The organism is Okeania sp. SIO2B3 (assembly GCF_010672525.1).
GTDB lineage: Bacteria > Cyanobacteriota > Cyanobacteriia > Cyanobacteriales > Microcoleaceae > Okeania.
In genome coordinates this window covers 304,307-324,173 of record NZ_JAAHGH010000004.1, presented here as the reverse complement: position 1 = coordinate 324,173, position 19,867 = coordinate 304,307, and the positions used below count along the sequence as shown (strand labels likewise).

At 37.2% G+C, this 19,867-nt stretch carries 11 protein-coding genes; 8 read left to right on the top strand and 3 right to left on the bottom strand.

The window, feature by feature from the left end; translation table 11 throughout:
- Nucleotides 1–569 precede the first annotated feature (569 nt).
- Nucleotides 570–3,611 carry a type I polyketide synthase gene (locus tag F6K15_RS05465; RefSeq protein ID WP_293058041.1) on the bottom strand — a complete coding sequence of 1,014 codons (3,042 nt, stop codon included), beginning with the start codon at nt 3,609–3,611 and terminating at the stop codon, nt 570–572.
- A 629-nt stretch (nt 3,612–4,240) separates the two neighbouring features.
- On the opposite strand from F6K15_RS05465, the gene F6K15_RS05460 reads away from it, so the two are divergent.
- The 7 genes from F6K15_RS05460 to egtC all read left to right on the top strand — a co-directional run bounded on the left by F6K15_RS05460 (nt 4,241) and on the right by egtC (nt 14,684).
- Nucleotides 4,241–7,810, top strand: coding sequence for an NB-ARC domain-containing protein (locus F6K15_RS05460; protein ID WP_293058038.1), 3,570 nt, complete (start codon nt 4,241–4,243; stop codon nt 7,808–7,810).
- Nucleotides 7,811–8,128: 318 nt separating this feature from the next.
- Complete coding sequence (locus F6K15_RS05455; protein ID WP_293058035.1) at nt 8,129–8,752, top strand: TetR/AcrR family transcriptional regulator; 624 nt, start codon at nt 8,129–8,131, stop codon at nt 8,750–8,752.
- Between the two features lie 197 nt (nt 8,753–8,949).
- On the top strand, nt 8,950–9,702 hold the full coding sequence (locus F6K15_RS05450; RefSeq protein ID WP_293058033.1) for an HAD family hydrolase: 753 nt from the start codon (nt 8,950–8,952) through the stop codon (nt 9,700–9,702).
- A 265-nt stretch (nt 9,703–9,967) separates the two neighbouring features.
- Nucleotides 9,968–10,336 (top strand): hypothetical protein, encoded by a 369-nt coding sequence (locus F6K15_RS05445; RefSeq protein WP_293058030.1) that lies wholly within the window; start codon nt 9,968–9,970, stop codon nt 10,334–10,336.
- A 282-nt stretch (nt 10,337–10,618) separates the two neighbouring features.
- Complete coding sequence (locus tag F6K15_RS05440; RefSeq protein WP_293058028.1) at nt 10,619–10,855, top strand: hypothetical protein; 237 nt, start codon at nt 10,619–10,621, stop codon at nt 10,853–10,855.
- A gap of 283 nt (nt 10,856–11,138) precedes the next feature.
- Nucleotides 11,139–13,244, top strand: coding sequence for a M3 family metallopeptidase (locus F6K15_RS05435; protein ID WP_293058228.1), 2,106 nt, complete (start codon nt 11,139–11,141; stop codon nt 13,242–13,244).
- Between the two features lie 645 nt (nt 13,245–13,889).
- Complete coding sequence (gene egtC / locus F6K15_RS05430) at nt 13,890–14,684, top strand: ergothioneine biosynthesis protein EgtC (protein ID WP_293058025.1); 795 nt, start codon at nt 13,890–13,892, stop codon at nt 14,682–14,684.
- A gap of 776 nt (nt 14,685–15,460) precedes the next feature.
- Here the strand turns inward: egtC and F6K15_RS05425 are convergent.
- Nucleotides 15,461–15,589, bottom strand: a complete 129-nt coding sequence (locus F6K15_RS05425; protein ID WP_293058022.1) for a hypothetical protein — start codon at nt 15,587–15,589, stop codon at nt 15,461–15,463.
- A 17-nt stretch (nt 15,590–15,606) separates the two neighbouring features.
- Nucleotides 15,607–16,995, bottom strand: a complete 1,389-nt coding sequence (locus F6K15_RS05420) for a diguanylate cyclase domain-containing protein (RefSeq protein WP_293058020.1) — start codon at nt 16,993–16,995, stop codon at nt 15,607–15,609.
- A gap of 589 nt (nt 16,996–17,584) precedes the next feature.
- Between F6K15_RS05420 and F6K15_RS05415 the strand changes: the two genes are divergently transcribed.
- Nucleotides 17,585–19,867 (top strand): LamG domain-containing protein (locus F6K15_RS05415; RefSeq protein WP_293058017.1); only part of this gene is annotated, 2,283 nt, incomplete at its 3' end.

The following is a 19,867-nucleotide window of genomic DNA, read 5'->3' as shown; positions in this document are numbered from 1 at the left end:
AGCGAGTGTGTAATTCTGAGGTCTCCTCAGAATGTAAGACACACTTCATTTCAGTCAGAAGTTAATCCACCCCTAACCCCTCCCAACCCATCCCTAACCCCTCCCAACCCACCCCTAACCCCTCCCAGGAGGGGAGGGGAAGTAGGAGATTTGAACCCCGCTCCAAAAATATTGCGCCTTAAAAGGGGGGGTTGCGCGACCCTTATGATTTTGATCAGGGAAAAAGGTTGAAAAATACTCCCCATCTCCCCATTTCTTTTTAAATAGGGTTTGCTGATTAAATCTAAAAGCATTGACATATAAAGGTTGAGCGCATTTTTTAGTTAAAAAAAGTCCAAGCTTAATGGTCGTAATGGTTCAAAAAAGAGCGCATTTTAGGTAAGAGTTGTGCAGAATAATCAAGGGATTATTCTTCCTCCTACCTCCTCTATAATTCCCATTTCTCCCCTCCTGGGAGGGGCGAGGGGTGGGTTGTCTCCTGTCTCCTGTCTCCTGTCTCCTGTCTCCTGTCTCCTACCCCTACCACTCATACTTTATTCAGCAAGCCCTAAATAGAACTCAAATGGGTTCTATACAGTGGGAGGAAAGTTTTCGATATCTGCTCGAATTAAATCTGCTAAAAATGAGCCTCGTTCGGCAAAATAATTAGATAGGATTTCAGCGATAGCATGATCGTTGAATAGTGTACTTGACTCTACCTCTTGTTCCCGATCGCCAGATAAAGATAAGTTCATCGGAGATAGGTATTCTGCGGAAACTGAGAAAGGTCGTTCACAAGGATTATCAATAAATAGCCGTTGTGAGGCGGGGATAAATGGGCGAACTAGACGATTTTCGTAAACGGTTGACCAGTTAATTTGACCGCCGTGGGCGAAAAAGCTAGCTAGAACTCGATTAAGGTCTTTTGCTTTTCCTGCTTTAGATTCCAATGGCAGACATAAAGACGAGTCTGTGATGGCACTTACTAATCCTGAAAGCACCTTGCCAGGGCCAACTTCGAGTATAATATCGCATTGAGGAGCGATCGCCTGAACCAAATCGATAAAATTTACTTGAGCTGTAACTTGACTAGCAAAATGTTCTTTGAGGTTAACTCCAGATTCCATTAACTGACCATTAACACAAGAAAATAATGGAACGTTAGGTGGTTCAAGTTTTTCAGGGATTGGTGCATTGCTGCGCAAATGTTGTGCCGCTTGTGCCATCATTTGGGAATGAAATCCGTTAGCTACAGCTAACTGCCGAGTTTGAATATTTTGGGTTGCTGCTCGTTTTAGTAAAAGCTCTACACTTGTTTTTTCACCAGAAATTACTGTTTGTACGGGACTATTAATGTTGGCAACTGCAAGATAACCAGGAATTCCAGACAAAAGTCGTTGAGCAGTTTGACGATCGCATCCTAAACTTGCCATATTTCCAGCTAGAATGGTTTGTGCTGTCATTAATTCTCCTCTCATGGCAGCAAACTTTAGTAATGTTTTTTCGTCATAAGCACCAGCGAGATGAAAAGCAACCAATTCTCCTAAACTGTGGCCACCAACAGCAACAGGTTTAATGCCCAGACGTTCTAAATAACGTTTCCAGAGTAAAGAAACAAAACAAATTGCAGTTGGTGCAACCTCAGTCAGTTCTTGAAACCAGTTCTGTACTTGTTCGGTATTAACTGCACGGTCTAGGGGACGATAAATATACTCACTAATGGCTGAAAATCCCATTTCTTCTAGCCAGAGATCGCTCTGTTCCAAAAATTCTCGTGCCCAAGAATAGCGTTGTACCAGAGTACGAGCCATATTTAATCGCTGCGACCCTTGACCGGGGAAGAGAAAACCCACACGACTGCGCTTAACTTGATTAGAAAGCCAAATATTTTGTTGCTGAGTAACTCTGATTTCGTTGGGAGCAGGGGGGCGATCGTTGAGCAGTTGCTCTAACTGTTTTAGAGATTCTAGTAAATCTTTTGGAGTTCCAGCTACTATAGCTGCTCGCCAGGGAAACTCTAGATTCACTTGACTAGAGAGTTCTGCTGCTAGATCGACCAACTCTGCTAAACTAATTCCTTCAGCTTGCTGACTCACTAGCTGAATTCGTTCCAATAAGGCAGCAACCTCAGCGCCACTCAAAACAAACACTTCTGTATCTTGATGAGAAACCAATAAAGCTCTTTCATCCAAGGAAGGTTTTAAAGAAATTGCCGGAGCATCACCTGAAGATATTGTAACATGGGAATTAATCCCACCAAACCCCATGGCAGAAACTCCTGCATAAAGAGTTTCTGTCGGATCATAAATTTCTCCTTGTAAAATTGGATAGAGACATTTAGCTACCTCATCAAATACAGGATTCGGTTGTTCACAGTTAGCCGTTGGGGGTAAAATTCTTTGATTAACAGCCATGACAGCTTTAATAAATCCACCTATACCAGCAGCAGCTTTGGTGTGCCCAACGATAGATTTAAAAGAAGTCATACCACAGAAGCGGGTTTTCGCTTCCCCATCAGTACCCATAGCTAAAGCTACTCCTGCCAATTCTGTGCGATCGCCTACTGGCGTTCCCGTACCATGTCCCTCGATAAAATGAAGTTGCCTTAGACTATATCCTGCTTTTTCATAAGCACGACCCAAAGCTTTTGCCTGTCCAGTTATTGAGGGAGCAGTAATACCTCCTTTGCCATCGGACGATATTCCCCAACCATTGATAACAGCATAGATATAGTCTCCTGCTGCACAAGCATCTTCAAGGCGTTTGAGAACTGCAAAACCACAGCCCTCTCCTGGAATAAAACCACTACCACGACGGTCATAAACAGTCATATCTTCAGCTGTCAAAGCACCTGTTTTGGCAAAACCAATTAGCTCAAAGGTATCCAAACTAATATCAACACCACCAGCTAACGCCATATCTAAATCGCCATTTGCTAAAGAGGTAGCGGCTGTGGCGATGGCCATTAATGAGGAAGAACAAGCACCATCTACAGTATATCCTCCTCCATCAAAATTAAAGAAATTGCAAATTCTGCCACCTATGGTATTAGAAAGACCTCCTGCTAATGAGTCTTCAGTAATCTTGGGAAAAACAGATTTGTAGAATTGTTCCATAGTTTGACTCAATTCCTCGATCACTTGAGGAGGTAAACCCTTAGCTGTAGCAGCAGCATACAAAACTTTCTTCACAAAAGGCCAGCGCAAACGCATCGTATTAGAGCGAGTGTGTTCTCCTGTTAAGGTATTGCCTAAAATTACACCAGATTTGTGAGTTGGTACGCTCTCACGTTTGTAACCTGCATTTTCTATAGCTTTCAAAGCAACTTCTAAGGCTAACCAATGAACAATATCAGTGGAGGCAACGGTTAATTGAGGAACTCGTCGCTTTACCCAATCAAACTCAAAACCGTCTATAACAGATGCCTGACTACCATAGGTTTGATCGGGTGCATTCCGATCGCTGTCATAATAGTCAGACAGAGGTAAGCGTCGATCTGGCATCTGTCTAAATTGGCAACGTCTAGCTAATATATTTTCCCAAAGAGCTGATAGTTCATCGGCACCAGGATAATGGCAACCTAATCCAACAACAGCGATCGGGGTTGTTATTCTTGGCGTTTGTAGGTTCATGTTTGCTTTCTAGTATATTAAAGATCGATAATCTTATACCATTTATCCATGAAGTTGCGCTTAATAAAAGATAAAAGCTATTAGTAAAACTCAGGTTTGGGTAAGAATTATTAAGCGCATTGTTACAGAGAAATGGTATTAATCATTTACTCAACGAGATTTCTAACTTAGACCTACCAACTGAACTTAAGATACAGCACTGTTTTTAATTGTCAGGTCTCGGCTAGTTTTCCGTACTTTTACGAACTAATTCTTGAATATCTATTTGATGCACCGTAAATCTTCGGATATATTAGTTAAAAATAACTAACATCACTTACGTATTTTCCCTGTTATAAAGCATATATAGCATTTGTGTAAGTTCTGACTAATAACTTAATTAAGAATTGTAAGATAAGCAAATCAACTTTTTGTCGATTATCGACAGTGAAGATCGATAATTTTTTTGACAAATAATTTAAATCCTTCAAACTTACTGATAGTAAGCTATTTAGACAAAACTAATTGTAATTTCGACAGAAATATTTTCAGCTTTTGTCGATTATCGACAAGATTTAGCAACGACTGTGATAATAGACCTGTCCATAAATTAATATCTAGTAATATTTGAAAATGAATAGAGATGTCTAATGGCCAAAATCAATAGAAAATGTACTTATGTTCTCACAGCAGCAGGAAAACAGAAAATTGATAAGCAATTTTCTAAATTATTTGGCGATCGATATAGCTATAATCAAATTTGTGAAACAACTGGTTTACACCGCACTACGATCAAAAAAATCATCAAAATGAATGAAGGAGTGACTTTAAGAAGTCTGGACAACTTTTTTAGTCATCTTTGCTTAGATTTAGAAAAATCTGATTATCAACAAAGCGAACAACATCAAAAAATATCTCATCAAGACTGGGGAGATGCTCCCGATCTTCCGGCTTTTTTTGGCAGAGAAACAGAATTAGAAATACTCAAAGAATGGATTATCAAAGACCGTTGCCGACTCATTGCTATTATCGGGATCGGTGGTATTGGCAAAACGGCAGTGTCGATCAAATTAGGCAAAGGTGGTATTGGTAAAACTGATTTATCTTTACATTTAGCACGAAATATTCAAGATGAATTTGAATGTGTAATTTGGCGATCGCTCATTAATACGCCCCCCATTACAGAAATTATTACAGATTTTATTCAATTTATATCTCATCAACAAATAACTAATTTACCAGAAAAAATATATCAGCAAATTTCTCTGTTACTTGACTATTTAAAAAAACATCGTTGTTTATTAATTTTAGATAATGTGGAGACAATTCTAGCACCAGGAGATGCTGCGGGAAAATATCAACCAGGATGTGAAGAGTATGGTCAATTTTTCGAAAAAATTGCCTCAGTACCTCATCAAAGTTGTTTGCTATTAACAAGTCGTGAAAAAATCAATAATATTGAGAGATTATCAGGAAAACGGAAGCCAGTTCGTTTTTTTGAATTAGCGGGTTTAAATTCTGTAGAAGGACGTGCAATTTTTGATGAAATTGGTGATTTTGTAGCTACTGATGAGCAATGGCAACAATTAGTTAAACTTTATAATGGCAATCCTTTGGCATTAGAACTAGCAGCTCATCATATTAAAGATTTTCCTGGAAATATCGCTGAATTTTTAGCACAGGGAAAGCCGATTTTTGCTAATATTTGCGAGTTATTAGATTGGCACTTTGAACGATTTTCTAATTTTGAGAAAGAAATTTTATATTGGCTAGCAATTCATCGAGAGCCGATTTCCATCGCTGAATTAAAATCGGATATAGTTACAAAAACTGCCCAAGAAAGAATCTCAGAAACTCTGCATTATCTACAAATTAAGTTGCCTTTAGAAAAAAGTCAAGAGGGGATTTTTTTTACCCTTCAGCCAGTGCTAATAGAATACATAACAGAAAAATTTATTGCCACAGTTTGCCAAGAAATCGAAACAGGGAAATTTCTACTTTTTAATCATCATGCTTTACTCATGGCTACAGGCAAAGACTATATTAGAAATACTCAAATCAGAATTTTTATTGAACCTATTATTCAAAGACTAATTGATATTTTTCAGACTCAAAAAAACCTCGAAAATTATTGCCAATCTTTGCTAGAAGAACTCCGCAAAAATACACCACTTAAATCAGGGTATATAAGTGGAAATATTCTCAATTTATTCTGTCATTTGAATACCAACTTAATAGGCTACAACTTTTCTCATCTGACCATCAGACAAGCTTACCTCCAAGGAATTAACTTACACAATGTTAACTTTTCCTATTGCGACTTAACGCAATCTATTTTTACTCAATCTTTTGGTGGTATTCATTCCTTAGCATTTAGTCCTGATGGCAAACTACTAGCAGCAGGGGACTCCAATGGGTTAGTCCGTTTATTAAGAGTAGCAGATGGGCAACAGATGGCAACATTTCACAAACACGGATGGTGGGTTCTATCCATTGCTTATAGTCCCGATGGGGAAAAATTGATCAGCAGTAGTATTGACGGTACAATTAAGGTGTGGGATATCGCTACAGGTCAGTGTATTCAAAATTTAGAAGGACATACAAATTGGATTTTTTCTCTTACTTTTAGTCCGGATGCTAAAATAATTGCCAGTGGATGCAATGACGAAACTATAAAGCTTTGGGATGCTTCAACAGGTGAATGTCTTCAAACTTTAACAGATCATAACGGTTGGGTTTTGAGCGTTAGTTTTAGCCCTGATGGCAAAATTTTGGCAAGCGGGAGTGCCGATCACAATATCAAGCTTTGGGATGTTGAAACATTTACCTGTATTCGGACTTTGACAGGCAGCGAAGATGGTGTTTGGTCAGTAGCTTTTACTCCAGATGGTGAAAAACTTGCCAGTTGTGGTTATGAAAGAATTATTCGCTTGTGGAATGTGAAAACAGGAGAATGTTATCAGGAACTAGCAGGTCATCGAAAGGAAATCAAGGTGCTTGCTTTTAGTCCGGATGGTAAAACTTTAGCTAGTGCTTGTTTTGAACCTACTGTTAAATTCTGGAATGTTGAGACTGGGGAATGTCTGGCGACGGGAAAGGGTCATCAGACTGGAATTCGGACTCTGGCTTTTTGTTGCGATAACAAAACTGTGGCAACGGGAAATAATGACCAGGTGTTGAAACTCTGGGATGCTAAAACAGGGAAATGTGTAAAAACTTTCCAAGGTTATACCGATCAAGTTTGGTCAGTTGCTTTTAGTCCGGATGGTCAGAAAATTGCTAGCAGTCATTTGGATTATGTTGTCAGGATATGGGATGTGGAAACGGGAGAATGTTTGCAATATTTGAGAGGACATAAAGGTTTGATTTGGACGGTGGTTTTTAGTCCGGATGGTAAGAAAATTGCCAGTTGTAGCGATGATGAAACTATTATAATTTGGGATGTTAATTCTGGTAGCTGCTGGAAATATTTACTATATCCCACTCAACAATATCAAGGGGGTATTTGGACTATTTCATTTAGTTCTTGCGGTCAGTTTCTAGCTAGTGGAGGTCAGGATTCAACGGTCAAAATTTGGGATATTGAAACTGGAGAGTGTAGGGTTTTATCAGGACACCAAGGTTGGATTTGGAGGGTTGTGTTTAGTCCTGATGCTCAAACCCTCGCTAGTGGTAGTGATGACCAAACTATCAAAATTTGGGATGCTTGTACTGGAAAATGTCTGAAGACTTTACGGGGACACAGCAATAACGTGAGGTCGATCGCTTTTAGTCCGGATGGTCAGTTTTTAGTAAGTGGCAGTGAGGATAGTACATTAAAGCTTTGGGATGTGAGAATGGGGTCATGTCTAAAAACGCTGCGGGGGCATAAATGTTTGGTTTGGCCTGTGAAATTTAGTGCCAATGGTAAATTGATTGTGAGTGGCGCTCAAAATGGTAGTTTGAAACTTTGGGATGCTTTTACTGGAGAATGTCTGAAGACTTTGGAAGGTAACAATAAACATATTTCATCAGTTGATTGTAGTTGGGATAATGAAACGGTTATTAGTGGTAGTTTGGATGGAACAATTAAATTTTGGGATGTTAAGACTGGTGTTTGTTGGAGAATTTGGCGAGTGCCTAGACCTTATGAAGGTATGAATATTACTGGAGTGAAAGGGTTAACTGAGGGTAACAAGGAAGTATTGAAAGCTTTGGGGGCAATAGAAGGTCTGAGTTGATTTATAGCACAAGGAAGAAGGAAGAAGGAAGAAGTAGAGAAGGAAAAATATTGCGTTGTCTGATTTTTACAGCACTTTTGAGGAAGCGTGAGGTACAGCTATAAGACTATTTATTCCTATATTCCCTTTCGGAGCTGTTGCCTTCCGGAGCTGTTGCCTAGAGCAATAAAACTTTGTACCTCATCAACTAGAAAACTGCTGTAAGCTTTTGATACTTCCGCGACCTTTGCTTCGACTGCTATATCAGGTAGCAAAAGCCGTCAAAATGGACCTCTCGGTGTTAAACTAGAATATTGAGCAAATCATACATACGACTGAATGAGCAAAAATTCAACTGTTGATACAAAAGAGCAAATTCTCAATGCTGCCGAGAAACTTTTTGCTTCTCTGGGCTTTGCTGGAACTTCTCTAAGGGCCATAATTCGAGAAGCAGATGTGAATTTGGCCGCAGTCCATTATCATTTTGGTTCCAAAGAGGAACTATTTATTGCAGTAATTAGAAGAGTAGCGCAACCTATTGTCGAAGAACAAATGCGACAGCTGGCAATTTTGGAAGACTCTGAAGACCTCCCTTCAGTGGCAGAAATTGTAGAAGCTGTAATTACCCCACCCCTACGAATGATTCAGGAGCGCTCAGAGGAATGTCTAATTCATGCCAAATTTATGGGCCGTTGTCGCACAGAACCTTATCCAGTTCAGAGATTAGCTGAAGCAGAATTTAGTAGAACTCACCAAAGATTTCTAGATATGATGCAGAAAGTGCTTCCAAATGAATCTCCCATGGAATTAGAATGGAAACTCGATCTTGTGATAGCGATGTTGATCCGAGTTCTCAATCAAATTGAGCCATTGGAACCCCTGAGTGAAAAAAGTTCTAGTGAGGAAATTGACGATCTTGTACAGCGTCTAGTAACTTTTATCACTTTTGGAATTAGTGCTTAGTTTAGGGAGTAGGAAGTGGGGAGTAGAGAGTAGGGAGTAGGGAGTAGGGAGAAAGAATTGATGAACAAGAGTGGGATAATTGATTTAATTTTTTATTATCGTAGATGTTTAATGAAGTGAATGTTTTGTTGAGATTATAAAATAAACTTAACTTAAGAATAGTATAATCATTAATTTATTATCACACTTTGAATTAAATGACCTTAATATTTGATGTTGACGGGACTTTGGCAAATACAGAGCGAGATGGCCATAGAGTAGCTTTTAATCAGGCTTTTGCTGAAGCGGGGTTAGACTGGGAATGGTCAGTTTCGCTCTACGGAGAATTGTTAGAAGTATCGGGTGGCAAAGAACGTATCAACTTTTATATTAGTCGGTATCAACCAGAGCTTAAATCATCTATTCCACTCCAGGAATTAATTTATAATCTGCACGCCACGAAAACTCAATATTATCAAAAGTTATTAGCAACAGGAACTATTCCGTTGCGCTTGGGTGTAAAAAGATTATTAACAGAGGCACGAAATCAGAAAATACGGTTAGCGATCGCTACTACTAGCACCTTAGAAAATGTAATTGCATTATTAGAAAATACTTTGGGCAAGGAAAGTTTATCATGGTTTGAAATAATTGCAGCAGGAGACATGGTTCCACAAAAAAAACCTGCGCCAGATATTTATTATTATGTGTTAGAAAAAATGAATATTCAACCAGATAATTGTCTAGTCTTTGAAGATTCAGATAATGGTTTAAAAGCTGCTTTAGCGGCAGGATTAAAAACAATTGTTACAGTGAATGATTATACGCACAATCAAGATTTTACTGGAGCATTTTTAGTTTTAAATCATTTAGGAGAACCAGATAAACCTTTTAATGTAATAGCTGGAAATGCTAAAGGTAGAACTTATGTAGATATGAATTTAATAGACGATATTATCAATTTTAGGTAGGGAAGGAAGAAGGAAGAGGGAAAAAGGTTTAAAAGCCAGAAAAAACTTAAATTTCCTGGTAGATATTCACGCTAACTTTTATACAAACAATACCAGCGGATATGCTGTATAAATTATTTCCCTGTAGGGACGTTGCATGCAACATCCCTACTCCCTCTTGAAGTAAAAGAATTAGTCAATGAACTTTTCCCCACCGTTGTAAAAGTTGCTGGATATCTAGGATATGCTGCTGGCAAAATTTGGATGATGTTACCTTGATATTTTTATGAATCAATTACCAAATTCGTCTAATAAATCTACCATTTTTGGTACAAATAATACACAAGAAGATAAAAATATACTAGGTGATAATAATGTACAAGGAAATAAAAATTCAGTAGTCAATGTAAATGGTAAAGCAATTTTTAATAATTCTCAATCTTTAGATGCACAACAACAAGAATCAGCTAAAGTATGTCGATTAAAAGCATTAAAAGAAACAGACAGTAAATATGATGGTGAATTAGTGCTTGTTGAGCTAGATTTTTTCCTAGATGCAGAAGAAGAAGAAATTAATCAAAGTCAAGGAATTGGTATTGTATTAGATATTAGCTTTGGTGAATACGATGAACAAATTATAGAAAGCGAGTGCTAATTGATGAGGTTTCCTCAGAATGTAAGACGCACTCAAGACATGCGGTCGGCTTGACCGTTGATGCCTGTGGACGGAGTGCTGCTGACAGTTCCGGTGGAAGCAGGAAGTAAACATTAAAATGTCACTAATTATGACGTTTTATATCGGTTTTATGAAGCAGTTTTTATACTTCCTGAATCTCCGACACAAGTACATCTACAAGTACTTAGAGAGCAAGCAGAAGCTGGGGTAGAAGTTCGATATATTTGTTGTACTAATGCCAAAAATGTTGATAATCACGATTTGCATAATACTAATGTGATGATTTATGAAAACTCGTTGGTTGAAAGAAACTCTTTTACGACTAGAATGCTAATCAATGAAGAGAAGGAATATGGTTATATTTCCTATCAACAAATAGATCTTAAAACCGATAAAGAGCTTTTCTCTTCTATTTGGAAAAAATCTTCTATTTGGAAACAGGCAGAGTTCCCCAATTGTCCCGAACAAATTATTCCCCATGAATTTTTGAACAAATAACGATTTTGTAAGCATTTCCTGGGGAATACTGCGCAAACAGCCGTCAGCTATTAGCTATCAGCCGTCAGCTGATAGCTTACCTCAAAAAATGGAATATTCAAAATAAAACTTATTTCAACTTCACTCCTTCCTGACTACTATATCGGTTAATAGTCAATTCACTTGAATATTATTGCTAATTATCAAAAGATGACCTGAAATAAAATTTGATTTTTTGCTCATTTAAGCTACAATAATATAACACCAAAAATAAAGATGATTGGAATATCAAGAAAAACAGCGTATGAATGCTCAAGCTACAGTTACAAATAAAGCATTATTAAATGGTAAAGGATTACCTCCTTTTGAATCTATTAAACCAGAAGATGTAGTCCCTACAATGACAGAACTTCTGATAGAATTAGAGCAAGAATTAACACACTTAGAAACCACGGTTAAGCCTACTTGGAATGACCTGGTAGAACCCCTACAAAAATTAGTAGACCGTTTAAGTTGGAGTTGGGGAATAGTAGGGCATTTAATGGGAGTAAAAAATAGTCCTGAACTAAGAAAAGCTTATAATGAAGTACAACCAAAAGTAGTAGAATTTTCTAATAAACTAAACCAAAGTCAACCTCTTTATCAAGCCTTCAAAAAATTACACAATAGTGATAGTTGGCAAAATCTAGATTCAGGACAAAAACGCATAGTTGAAGCTGCTATCAGAGATGCAGAACTTTCGGGAGTAGGTTTAGAAGGCGAACAGCGAGAACGTTTCAATACCATTCAACTAGAATTAGCAGAACTTTCTACAAAGTTTTCCAACAATGTCCTGGATGCCACAAAAGCTTTTAGTCTCACATTGACAAACAAAGAAGAAGTTGATGGTTTACCTCCCAGTTTATTAAGTTTGGCAGCTCAAGGTGCCAGAGATGCTGGAGCAGAGAACGCAACACCAGAAAACGGACCATGGCGCATCACTCTCGACTATCCCAGTTTTATGCCCTTTATGCAGCACAGCAAACGACGGGAGTTGCGAGAACAACTGTATAAAGCTTTTATTAGTCGTGCTTCTAGTGGAGAGTTAAACAACTATCCTCTAATTCAACGTATTTTGGAGCTACGTCAACAAAAAACTCAAATTTTAGGCTTTAATAGTTATGCAGAACTGAGTCTCGCTAGTAAAATGGCACCTGGTGTCGCAGCAGTGGAAAAGTTATTAGAAGAGCTACGCAGTGTGAGTTATGATGCTGCAGTTACAGACTTGGAAGAATTGAAAAAATTTGCTGCCAGTAAAAATGCACTAGAGGCAAATGACCTGAAACATTGGGATACCAGTTTTTGGGCGGAAAGACTGCGGGAAGAAAAGTTTGCTTTTACTGCCGAAGAGTTACGACCATATTTCCCACTCCCCCAAGTTCTTGATGGTTTATTTGCTTTAGTTAAACGGATATTTGGTATTAATATTACTGCTGCTGATGGGGAAGCACCAGTATGGCATCAAGATGTGCGTTATTTCCAAGTTAGTGATGAGAAAAATACACCGATCGCTTATTTCTATCTTGATGCTTATAGTCGCCCGGCGGAAAAACGGGGGGGTGCATGGATGGGTGAATGTATAACTCGCGCGAAACTTGTGGAAAATGGTCAAACTACTTTGCGTTTGCCAGTAGCTTATTTGCAATGCAACCAAACACCACCTGTAGATGGTAAACCTAGTTTGATGACTTTTAGTGAGGTAGAAACTCTTTTCCATGAGTTCGGTCATGGTTTACAACATATGTTGACAAAGGTTGACTATGCAGGAGCTGCTGGTATTAATAATGTAGAGTGGGATGCAGTGGAGTTACCCAGTCAGTTTATGGAAAACTGGTGTTACGACCGCGCCACATTATTTGGAATGGCAAAACATTATGAAACAGGGGAAACTCTGCCAGAACATTATTATCAGAAACTTTTGGCTGCCAGAAATTATATGAGCGGCAGTGGGATGTTGCGTCAGTTGCATTTTAGTTTAGTTGATATTGAGCTACATCACCGTTATCAACCACGTGGTGAAGAAACAGTGATGGATGTGCGTAACCGCATCGCTCAAACTACTACTGTGTTAGCTCCATTGCCAGAAGATTCATTTTTATGTGCCTTTGGACATATTTTTGCTGGCGGTTATGCTGCTGGTTATTATAGTTATAAATGGGCAGAAGTATTGAGTGCTGACGCTTTTGCTGCTTTTGAAGAAGCTGGTTTAGAAGATGAAGTAGCGATCGCCAGTTGTGGTAAACGTTTTCGAGATACAGTATTAGCATTAGGTGGTAGTTTGCATCCGATGGAGGTATTTAAAACTTTCCGAGGTCGCGAACCGAACACTGAACCTTTGTTGAGACATAGTGGTTTGATCGCTGCTGCTTAAACTAATAGACATCTCCAAAAATCAAAAATCAAAGCAATTCTTATCTATAAATTGTCAATTCTTTACTCCTGTTCCCTGTTCCCTATTTTGAAGGAGATGTCTAATGTTAGAAGTGAAAATTCGACAATAGAATAATTCAATATTTTTCCCTCATCTCAAACCCACCTAGTTTTCCTTGGTGGGTTATATCATGTCCGGTTGAATAGTTATATCATGTCCGGTTAAACAGTGATAAATAAATAACTACGGAGTCCTCAGGAGTCAACCCACCCCTAACCCTTCCTGGGAGGGGTTAGGGGTGGGTTGGGAGGAAAGAGGGAAGAAAGAAGAAGAACTGGAGTTGAAAGAGAAAGTTTTTTTATAACTAATTATCCGGACATGATATTACTACCCCAGACCAAACTAATAACCATCCTCACCCACCAAATTTAATTCCCAGTACGATTAAACCAATAGCAATACTCAAGAATAAAGCAGCATATTTCATATTAATTGTCAACTCACAACTCAACTATTTAATTGTAATTGATGACATCAAAAATCTCATAAAATACCACTGAATTAGTTTTAAATTGATTGTCTTGATAATCACAATGTTATGATTAACAAGTAGACAATATATTAAATAAACAATATAAAATTGATATGTGTAGATTACTAGGCTATCTCGGTGAGCCAATTTTATTAGAATCAATTGTTAGTCAACCAGAACACTCATTAATAGTTCAAGGTTATCAACCTCGCGAAATGAAAGAAGGATTACTAAATGCTGATGGTTTTGGGGTGGGTTGGTATCATCATCAAAAACAAAGTTTACCTTTTACTTATAAAAATATTCAGCCAATATGGAATGATATAAATCTCAATAGTCTCGGTCGTTATATAGAGTCAGGATGTATGATCGGTTATGTTAGAAGTGCAACTCCTGGTCAAGGAATTGATTTGAGTAACTGTCAACCATTTAGTTATAAAAATATATTGTTTATTCATAACGGTTATATTGATAAATTCAGATTTACTCTTTATAAAGAAATACGCGATTACCTCAAAGAAATTCCTTATTTATTGATTAAAGGTAATACAGATTCAGAACATATTTTTGCATTATTAATTAATGAAATATTATCTAATATTGGTATTGGCTGTAATTTTAAACACGCTCTACAGGAAATATTAGGAATTTTGACAGAAATTGCTCAAACAAAGGAAATTAAATTTTTGGCAAATACAATCATTACAGACGGACATAAATTAGTTGCCTCTAGGTTTGCCCAAGGTGCGACTCCCCCTAGTCTTTATTGGCTAAAAGACGATCCTCATTTCCCCAATGCTGTGATTATAGCTTCTGAACCTTTATTTTTAGGTAGGTGGCAAAAATTTCCAGAACAAAGTATTATTACAGTTAGTGAAAACCTTGATATTGACATCTATAAATTGTGAACAAAATCAAGAATTTTAAGATGACCAAATATACAGTTTTTACATCTAATAAATCATAAATTAGGTTACCTTATTTCCCATTTTTCTATGGCTTATTGTCCGTTACTAGCTTCTTCAATTTGAAAAACTAGAGATTGTAAAAGTTTAATTAATAATAAACGACGATCGGGGCGGTCATCGACAATTAAGATTGTATCATGGAATTCCAGGTTTTAAGGCAATCATCTGACACTTATTTGCTTGATTTTTAAAATTCCCAGAATTCACAATAGTAATACCAATTTGAAAAAAGAATGTTACAAATAGTTTCAAACTTTAGATTTTGAATAATTTGCTGAAATTATTGAAGCATCAAAGTTTTGAGCTATAAAATCATAATGCATGACTGTCTTGAGTGCCTCTTACATTCTGAGGAAACCTCAGAATTACGCACTCGATGCATGACTTTTGACTTTTGAATTCCGTGAAACGGTATAAGTTGAATTTTAAAAGTAAAAACTGTACCGTTTTCTATTTAGCTTTTAACCTTTATATCACCACCTATGTTAAGTAATTAACACAAACACGATCGCCTTTTTGATAATTACACCCTAGGAGCGCATTAATTATTCTTATGTTTATCAGGACTTACGCACGGACACGCGTATCAAGTGAGGGCGCAATTCGGAGCTTTGCGGAACGCAAATGCCAAAAGCTTGCGCATAACTATCGTTAACGCCCCTACATATGGCATTTTAAAGGTGAATTTGCGTAAATCCTGTTTACATCAAATCAGTTTAATTCGGTATAAAAAAATGTTCCATCTGAGCGCCATTGCCAAATCTTTCTCGATATTCCCCTCCTGGGAGTAGGGGTGGGTCCCCATCTGCCCATCTGCCCATCCGCCCATCTGCCCATCTGCCCATCTGCCCATCCCCCCATCTTATGTACTGTAGACGATCGCCAGATTTCGCCCCTGCTGTTTTGCTTTGTACATTGCTTGATCCGCCATACTAATCAGAGTCTCTGGTGAACTGTCTGTAGTAGGAATAACACAAGCAATTCCCATACTAACGGAAACAACAGAACTTACTTCCGAACATTCGTGGGGAATAGCTAGTAACTGAATAGCTTGTCGAATACGCTCGGCGACAGCGATCGCTCCTTGTCGATCCGTATTAGGTAAAATGATCACAAATTCTTCACCACCATAACGAGCAACAAAATCTCCCGGACGCTTGACCATTTCTGAAGCAGCATGGGCAATTTGTACCAAACAATTATCTCCAGCTTGATGCCCATAATAATCATTATATAATTTAAAATAATCCGCATCAAATAAAATCAAAGATAAAGGTTGTTTTTCTCTTTGAGCACGTTGCCATTCTTGCGCGATAGTTTGATCAAAAGTGGAACGGTTATAAACTCCTGTTAATCCGTCAATAGTTGCGAGATGATTTAGCTCTAATTCTAATGTTTTTCTTTTAGTAATATCTCTGACCGTAATAGCAAAACCATCAGCTAATTTTACTGCTATGCAAGAATACCATTTTTGTTCTTCTTTGTACTTATAATTAAAGTCTTTTTGTAAGGATATTCCTGTTTCTACAACACCGACAAAAGCAGCAAATAAATTAGGATCAATTTTATTGATAAACCTTCTGAAAATCAACTTTCCAATTAAATTTTCTCGTTCTTGATTGAAGACTTCAGCAATAATAGGATTAACTTCCAGGCAGCGAAAATCTTCAATTTCTGCTGTTTTGGGATTTCTAACAGCTTCTAAGGCAGCAACCCCATCAAGGGAACTCCTTAAAATACTAGAAATCAAGGCTCTAGATTGATATAAAATTGCTTCTGCTTCTTTTCTTTGTTGAATTTCTTGCTTAAGCTTTTCTTGTTCCTGTTTCAATAGTGCTTTTTCTTGTTGTAAAAGTTTTTGTTGTTTCTGAATCGTTAACTGACTGTTAATTCTTGCTAAGACTTCTTCCTCCTGAAATGGCTTAGTAATATAATCAATTCCGCCTACTTCAAAAGCTTTTACTTTATCAAATACTTCACTTAAAGCACTAATAAAAATAATTGGAATATCTTGAGTTTTTTGATTTGATTTTAAGTGTTTGCAAACTTCATAGCCGTCCATTCCTGGCATTTTTATATCTAAAATAATTAAATTAGGGGGTTCTATTTGAGCTGCTTCAATTGCAGTTTCACCATCTATAGCTTTTCTTACTGTATAATTTTTCCCCTTTAAAATAGTAGTTAAAACTCGTAAATTATTGATTTGATCGTCAATAATTAATATATTTCCTACTAATATTTCCTGATTCATAAGATTGATTTTACTTTCTTTAAAAGATATTTTTTTACCATTTTGAGGCAGACAAATTAAATCATATAATTGTGAATATCCCCAATATTTTTGTATTGTATTGCAGCAACTAGCAGTTTGATATTTGACATGGTATAGTATCAGGAATATTAGTATATTGAATCCTGATTTTGCTAGTTTCAATAACAACTGATATCAGCTTTACTAATTAATATCGATTTCATTTGATCTTTGAAATATAAAAACCATATAAATCATTATTTTTTTTGATATAGTCAATCACTTAATGATAGAAAGTTTTTGATTTTATGAGCTTCAAGTAGGCCATTATTATCGTTGAAATATTGGACTTTATGACAAATTGGCCATGCCTGTTCCCGAACAAAATTTAGCAATAATCCTTAATAAAATTTAACTCTATGAATAATTTAATCAGTGGTAAAATGTATTATTAAGAAATGTTGAGTTGATGCATCAAAAAACTTATACTTGAGCAAAAAATATCTGGATTGTATATTTTTTCAGACAATCAGAGAATTATTAGTATCGCTAGAAATTGCCGATTAATGAATAAATAAGGAGCATTATAATGTCTGAAGTCGCTACTAAAAACCTCACCTTTTGGGATACTACCGACTATAAGTATCCAGGGTTTGGCCAAACAGCGCAAATCTCTGATGGTTTAGGAGGTACAATAGGTATCACCTACAATCAAATAGACTATGATGACCGTGCTTGGAAAGGAAAGCCAGATGGTGGTATCCCCATCACAGAAGATCGCCTCCTCTCTGGGGAAATAGAGAATCAATTTAGCTTAACGGGTCAAGTCAAAGGTATCACTGTTACTATGCCTCAAATCAGGACTATAGGACGTGAAAATAACTATTCTGTTACTCTAGATTTTAGTAACTACAAAGCTTCTCTAGCTGGCTCAAAAGCAACTGATGGCGCTACCTGTGGTGACACTTATTTGGCCATCTCAAGATTTTTCAACGGTACTGCAGCTGGATATACAACCATAAAAGTCACAGCAACAACTCTAGATGGTAGTCCAGTAAATTTAGCTGACTGGAAATTATTCAACAGTGGGACCCTTGGCAAAGGGAACAATGCTCGAGTATTCCTAGATGCAGCTACTCAAACTATATCTGGTAAAAACTCTCAAGGTAAACAAGAGTTCAGTCCAACTCCACCCAACCCAGGTACTTCTTTTGGCACAGATACGGGTCTAGGTTTGTTTCAGTTACCGAGTGACCAACGTTATACATCTATTACTCTTACTTTCAAACAAAAAAAGATTAAAGGTACAATACCTAACGATCTACACGATATTTATGTTGCTAGTAATACTACTTCTACAAGTCCAATTAGTGAAACTCCTGAAACTAAACCTATGGATATAAATAGTGGTTTACAACTGCATCTGCCACTGAATGAAATTGTCGAAAATGCAGCTAAAGAAAAAGAAGTTGTTGATATTTCAGGCAACAAACTTAATGGCAAAGTTCATGGTGCAAAAATTGTGCCCGACTCGCAATTCGGCAACTGTGTACATTTTGATGGAGTAGATGATTATATTGATCTGCCAAAAGAAACTATTCCCCAAACAGGTGAAATCACAATTGGTTTTTGGGCATATGGTGGCAAGTCTTTACCTAAAAATACTGTTTTAATATCTGCATATAATAAAGGTAATCAGCCACTTATTCGCGTCTATTTACCATGGTCAGATCGTCGCATCATCCTTGATTATGGAAATCCTTTTGACAGAATTGAGAAGGTAGGTGAGGCTGTTGATTTTAAAGATAAATGGACTTACTGGACATTTACTAAGAATGTTGCCAAAGGGGAGATGAATATTTATCTTAATGGTAGTTTGTGGCACAGTGGTACAGGTAAAGACAAAGCTATAGATTTAGATTCAGTTGTTAAGGTGATGTTTGGTCGTGAAACTTATAATAGTTTCTATAATGGTCAAATTGCTCATCTAAGGATTTATGACCGAGTATTATCACCAGAAGACATCAATGAATGTATGAAAATAGATGCAGCTCCTCCACCTATGGATATAAATAGTGGTTTACAACTGCATTTGCCACTGAATGAAATTGTTGAAAATGCAGCTAAAGAAAAAGAAGTTGTTGATATTTCAGGCAACAAATTTAATGGCAAAGTTCATGGTGCAGCAATTGTAGCGGACTCCCGCTTTGGCAACTGTATCAACTTTGATGGAGTTGATGATTATATTGAACTACCAACAGCAACTATTCCTCAAACAGGTGAAATCACAATTGGTTTTTGGGCATATGGTGGCGATTCTCAACCTAAAAACAGTACTCTTCTTCGGGCAGAAAATAATGGTTATGTAGTGAATATTCATTTACCTTGGTCAAATAGTCGCATTTACTTTGATTGTGGCAGTAATACTAACACTTTTGACAGAATAGACAAATTAGTTGAGACTAGTGATTTTAAAGGTAAATGGACTTACTGGGCATTTACTAAAAATGTTGCCACAGGTGAGATGAAAATTTATCTTGGTGGTATTTTGTGGCACAGTGGTAAAGGTAAAAACATACCTATAGGTTCAGCTACTGAGGTAAGATTGGGTAGCCACATTCCTAACACCGAATACTATAATGGTAAGGTTGCTAATCTACGAATTTATGACCGGGTTTTATCTCCTGAAGAGATTAACGAATGTATGAAAGTGGATGGAACTCCTCCACCTATGGATATAAATAATGGTTTACAACTGCATCTGCCACTGGATGAAATTGTCGAAAATGCTGCTAAAGAAAAAGAAGTAGTTGATGTTTCTCCAGCAAAACTCAAGGGTAAAGTCAATGGGGAAGCAAAAGTTGTAGCAGAC

Excerpts from the sequence above, each read along its gene's own strand:
- F6K15_RS05420 (WP_293058020.1), bottom strand. The coding sequence starts at position 16,995 with ATGAATCAGGAAATATTAGTAGGAAATATATTAATTATTGACGATCAA.
- F6K15_RS05435 (WP_293058228.1), top strand. The coding sequence starts at position 11,139 with ATGAATGCTCAAGCTACAGTTACAAATAAAGCATTATTAAATGGTAAA.
- F6K15_RS05465 (WP_293058041.1), bottom strand. The coding sequence starts at position 3,611 with ATGAACCTACAAACGCCAAGAATAACAACCCCGATCGCTGTTGTTGGA.
- F6K15_RS05455 (WP_293058035.1), top strand. The coding sequence starts at position 8,129 with ATGAGCAAAAATTCAACTGTTGATACAAAAGAGCAAATTCTCAATGCT.
- egtC (WP_293058025.1), top strand. The coding sequence starts at position 13,890 with ATGTGTAGATTACTAGGCTATCTCGGTGAGCCAATTTTATTAGAATCA.
- F6K15_RS05425 (WP_293058022.1), bottom strand. The coding sequence starts at position 15,589 with ATGGGCAGATGGGCAGATGGGCGGATGGGCAGATGGGCAGATGGGGAC.
- F6K15_RS05450 (WP_293058033.1), top strand. The coding sequence starts at position 8,950 with ATGACCTTAATATTTGATGTTGACGGGACTTTGGCAAATACAGAGCGA.
- F6K15_RS05445 (WP_293058030.1), top strand. The coding sequence starts at position 9,968 with ATGAATCAATTACCAAATTCGTCTAATAAATCTACCATTTTTGGTACA.
- F6K15_RS05460 (WP_293058038.1), top strand. The coding sequence starts at position 4,241 with ATGGCCAAAATCAATAGAAAATGTACTTATGTTCTCACAGCAGCAGGA.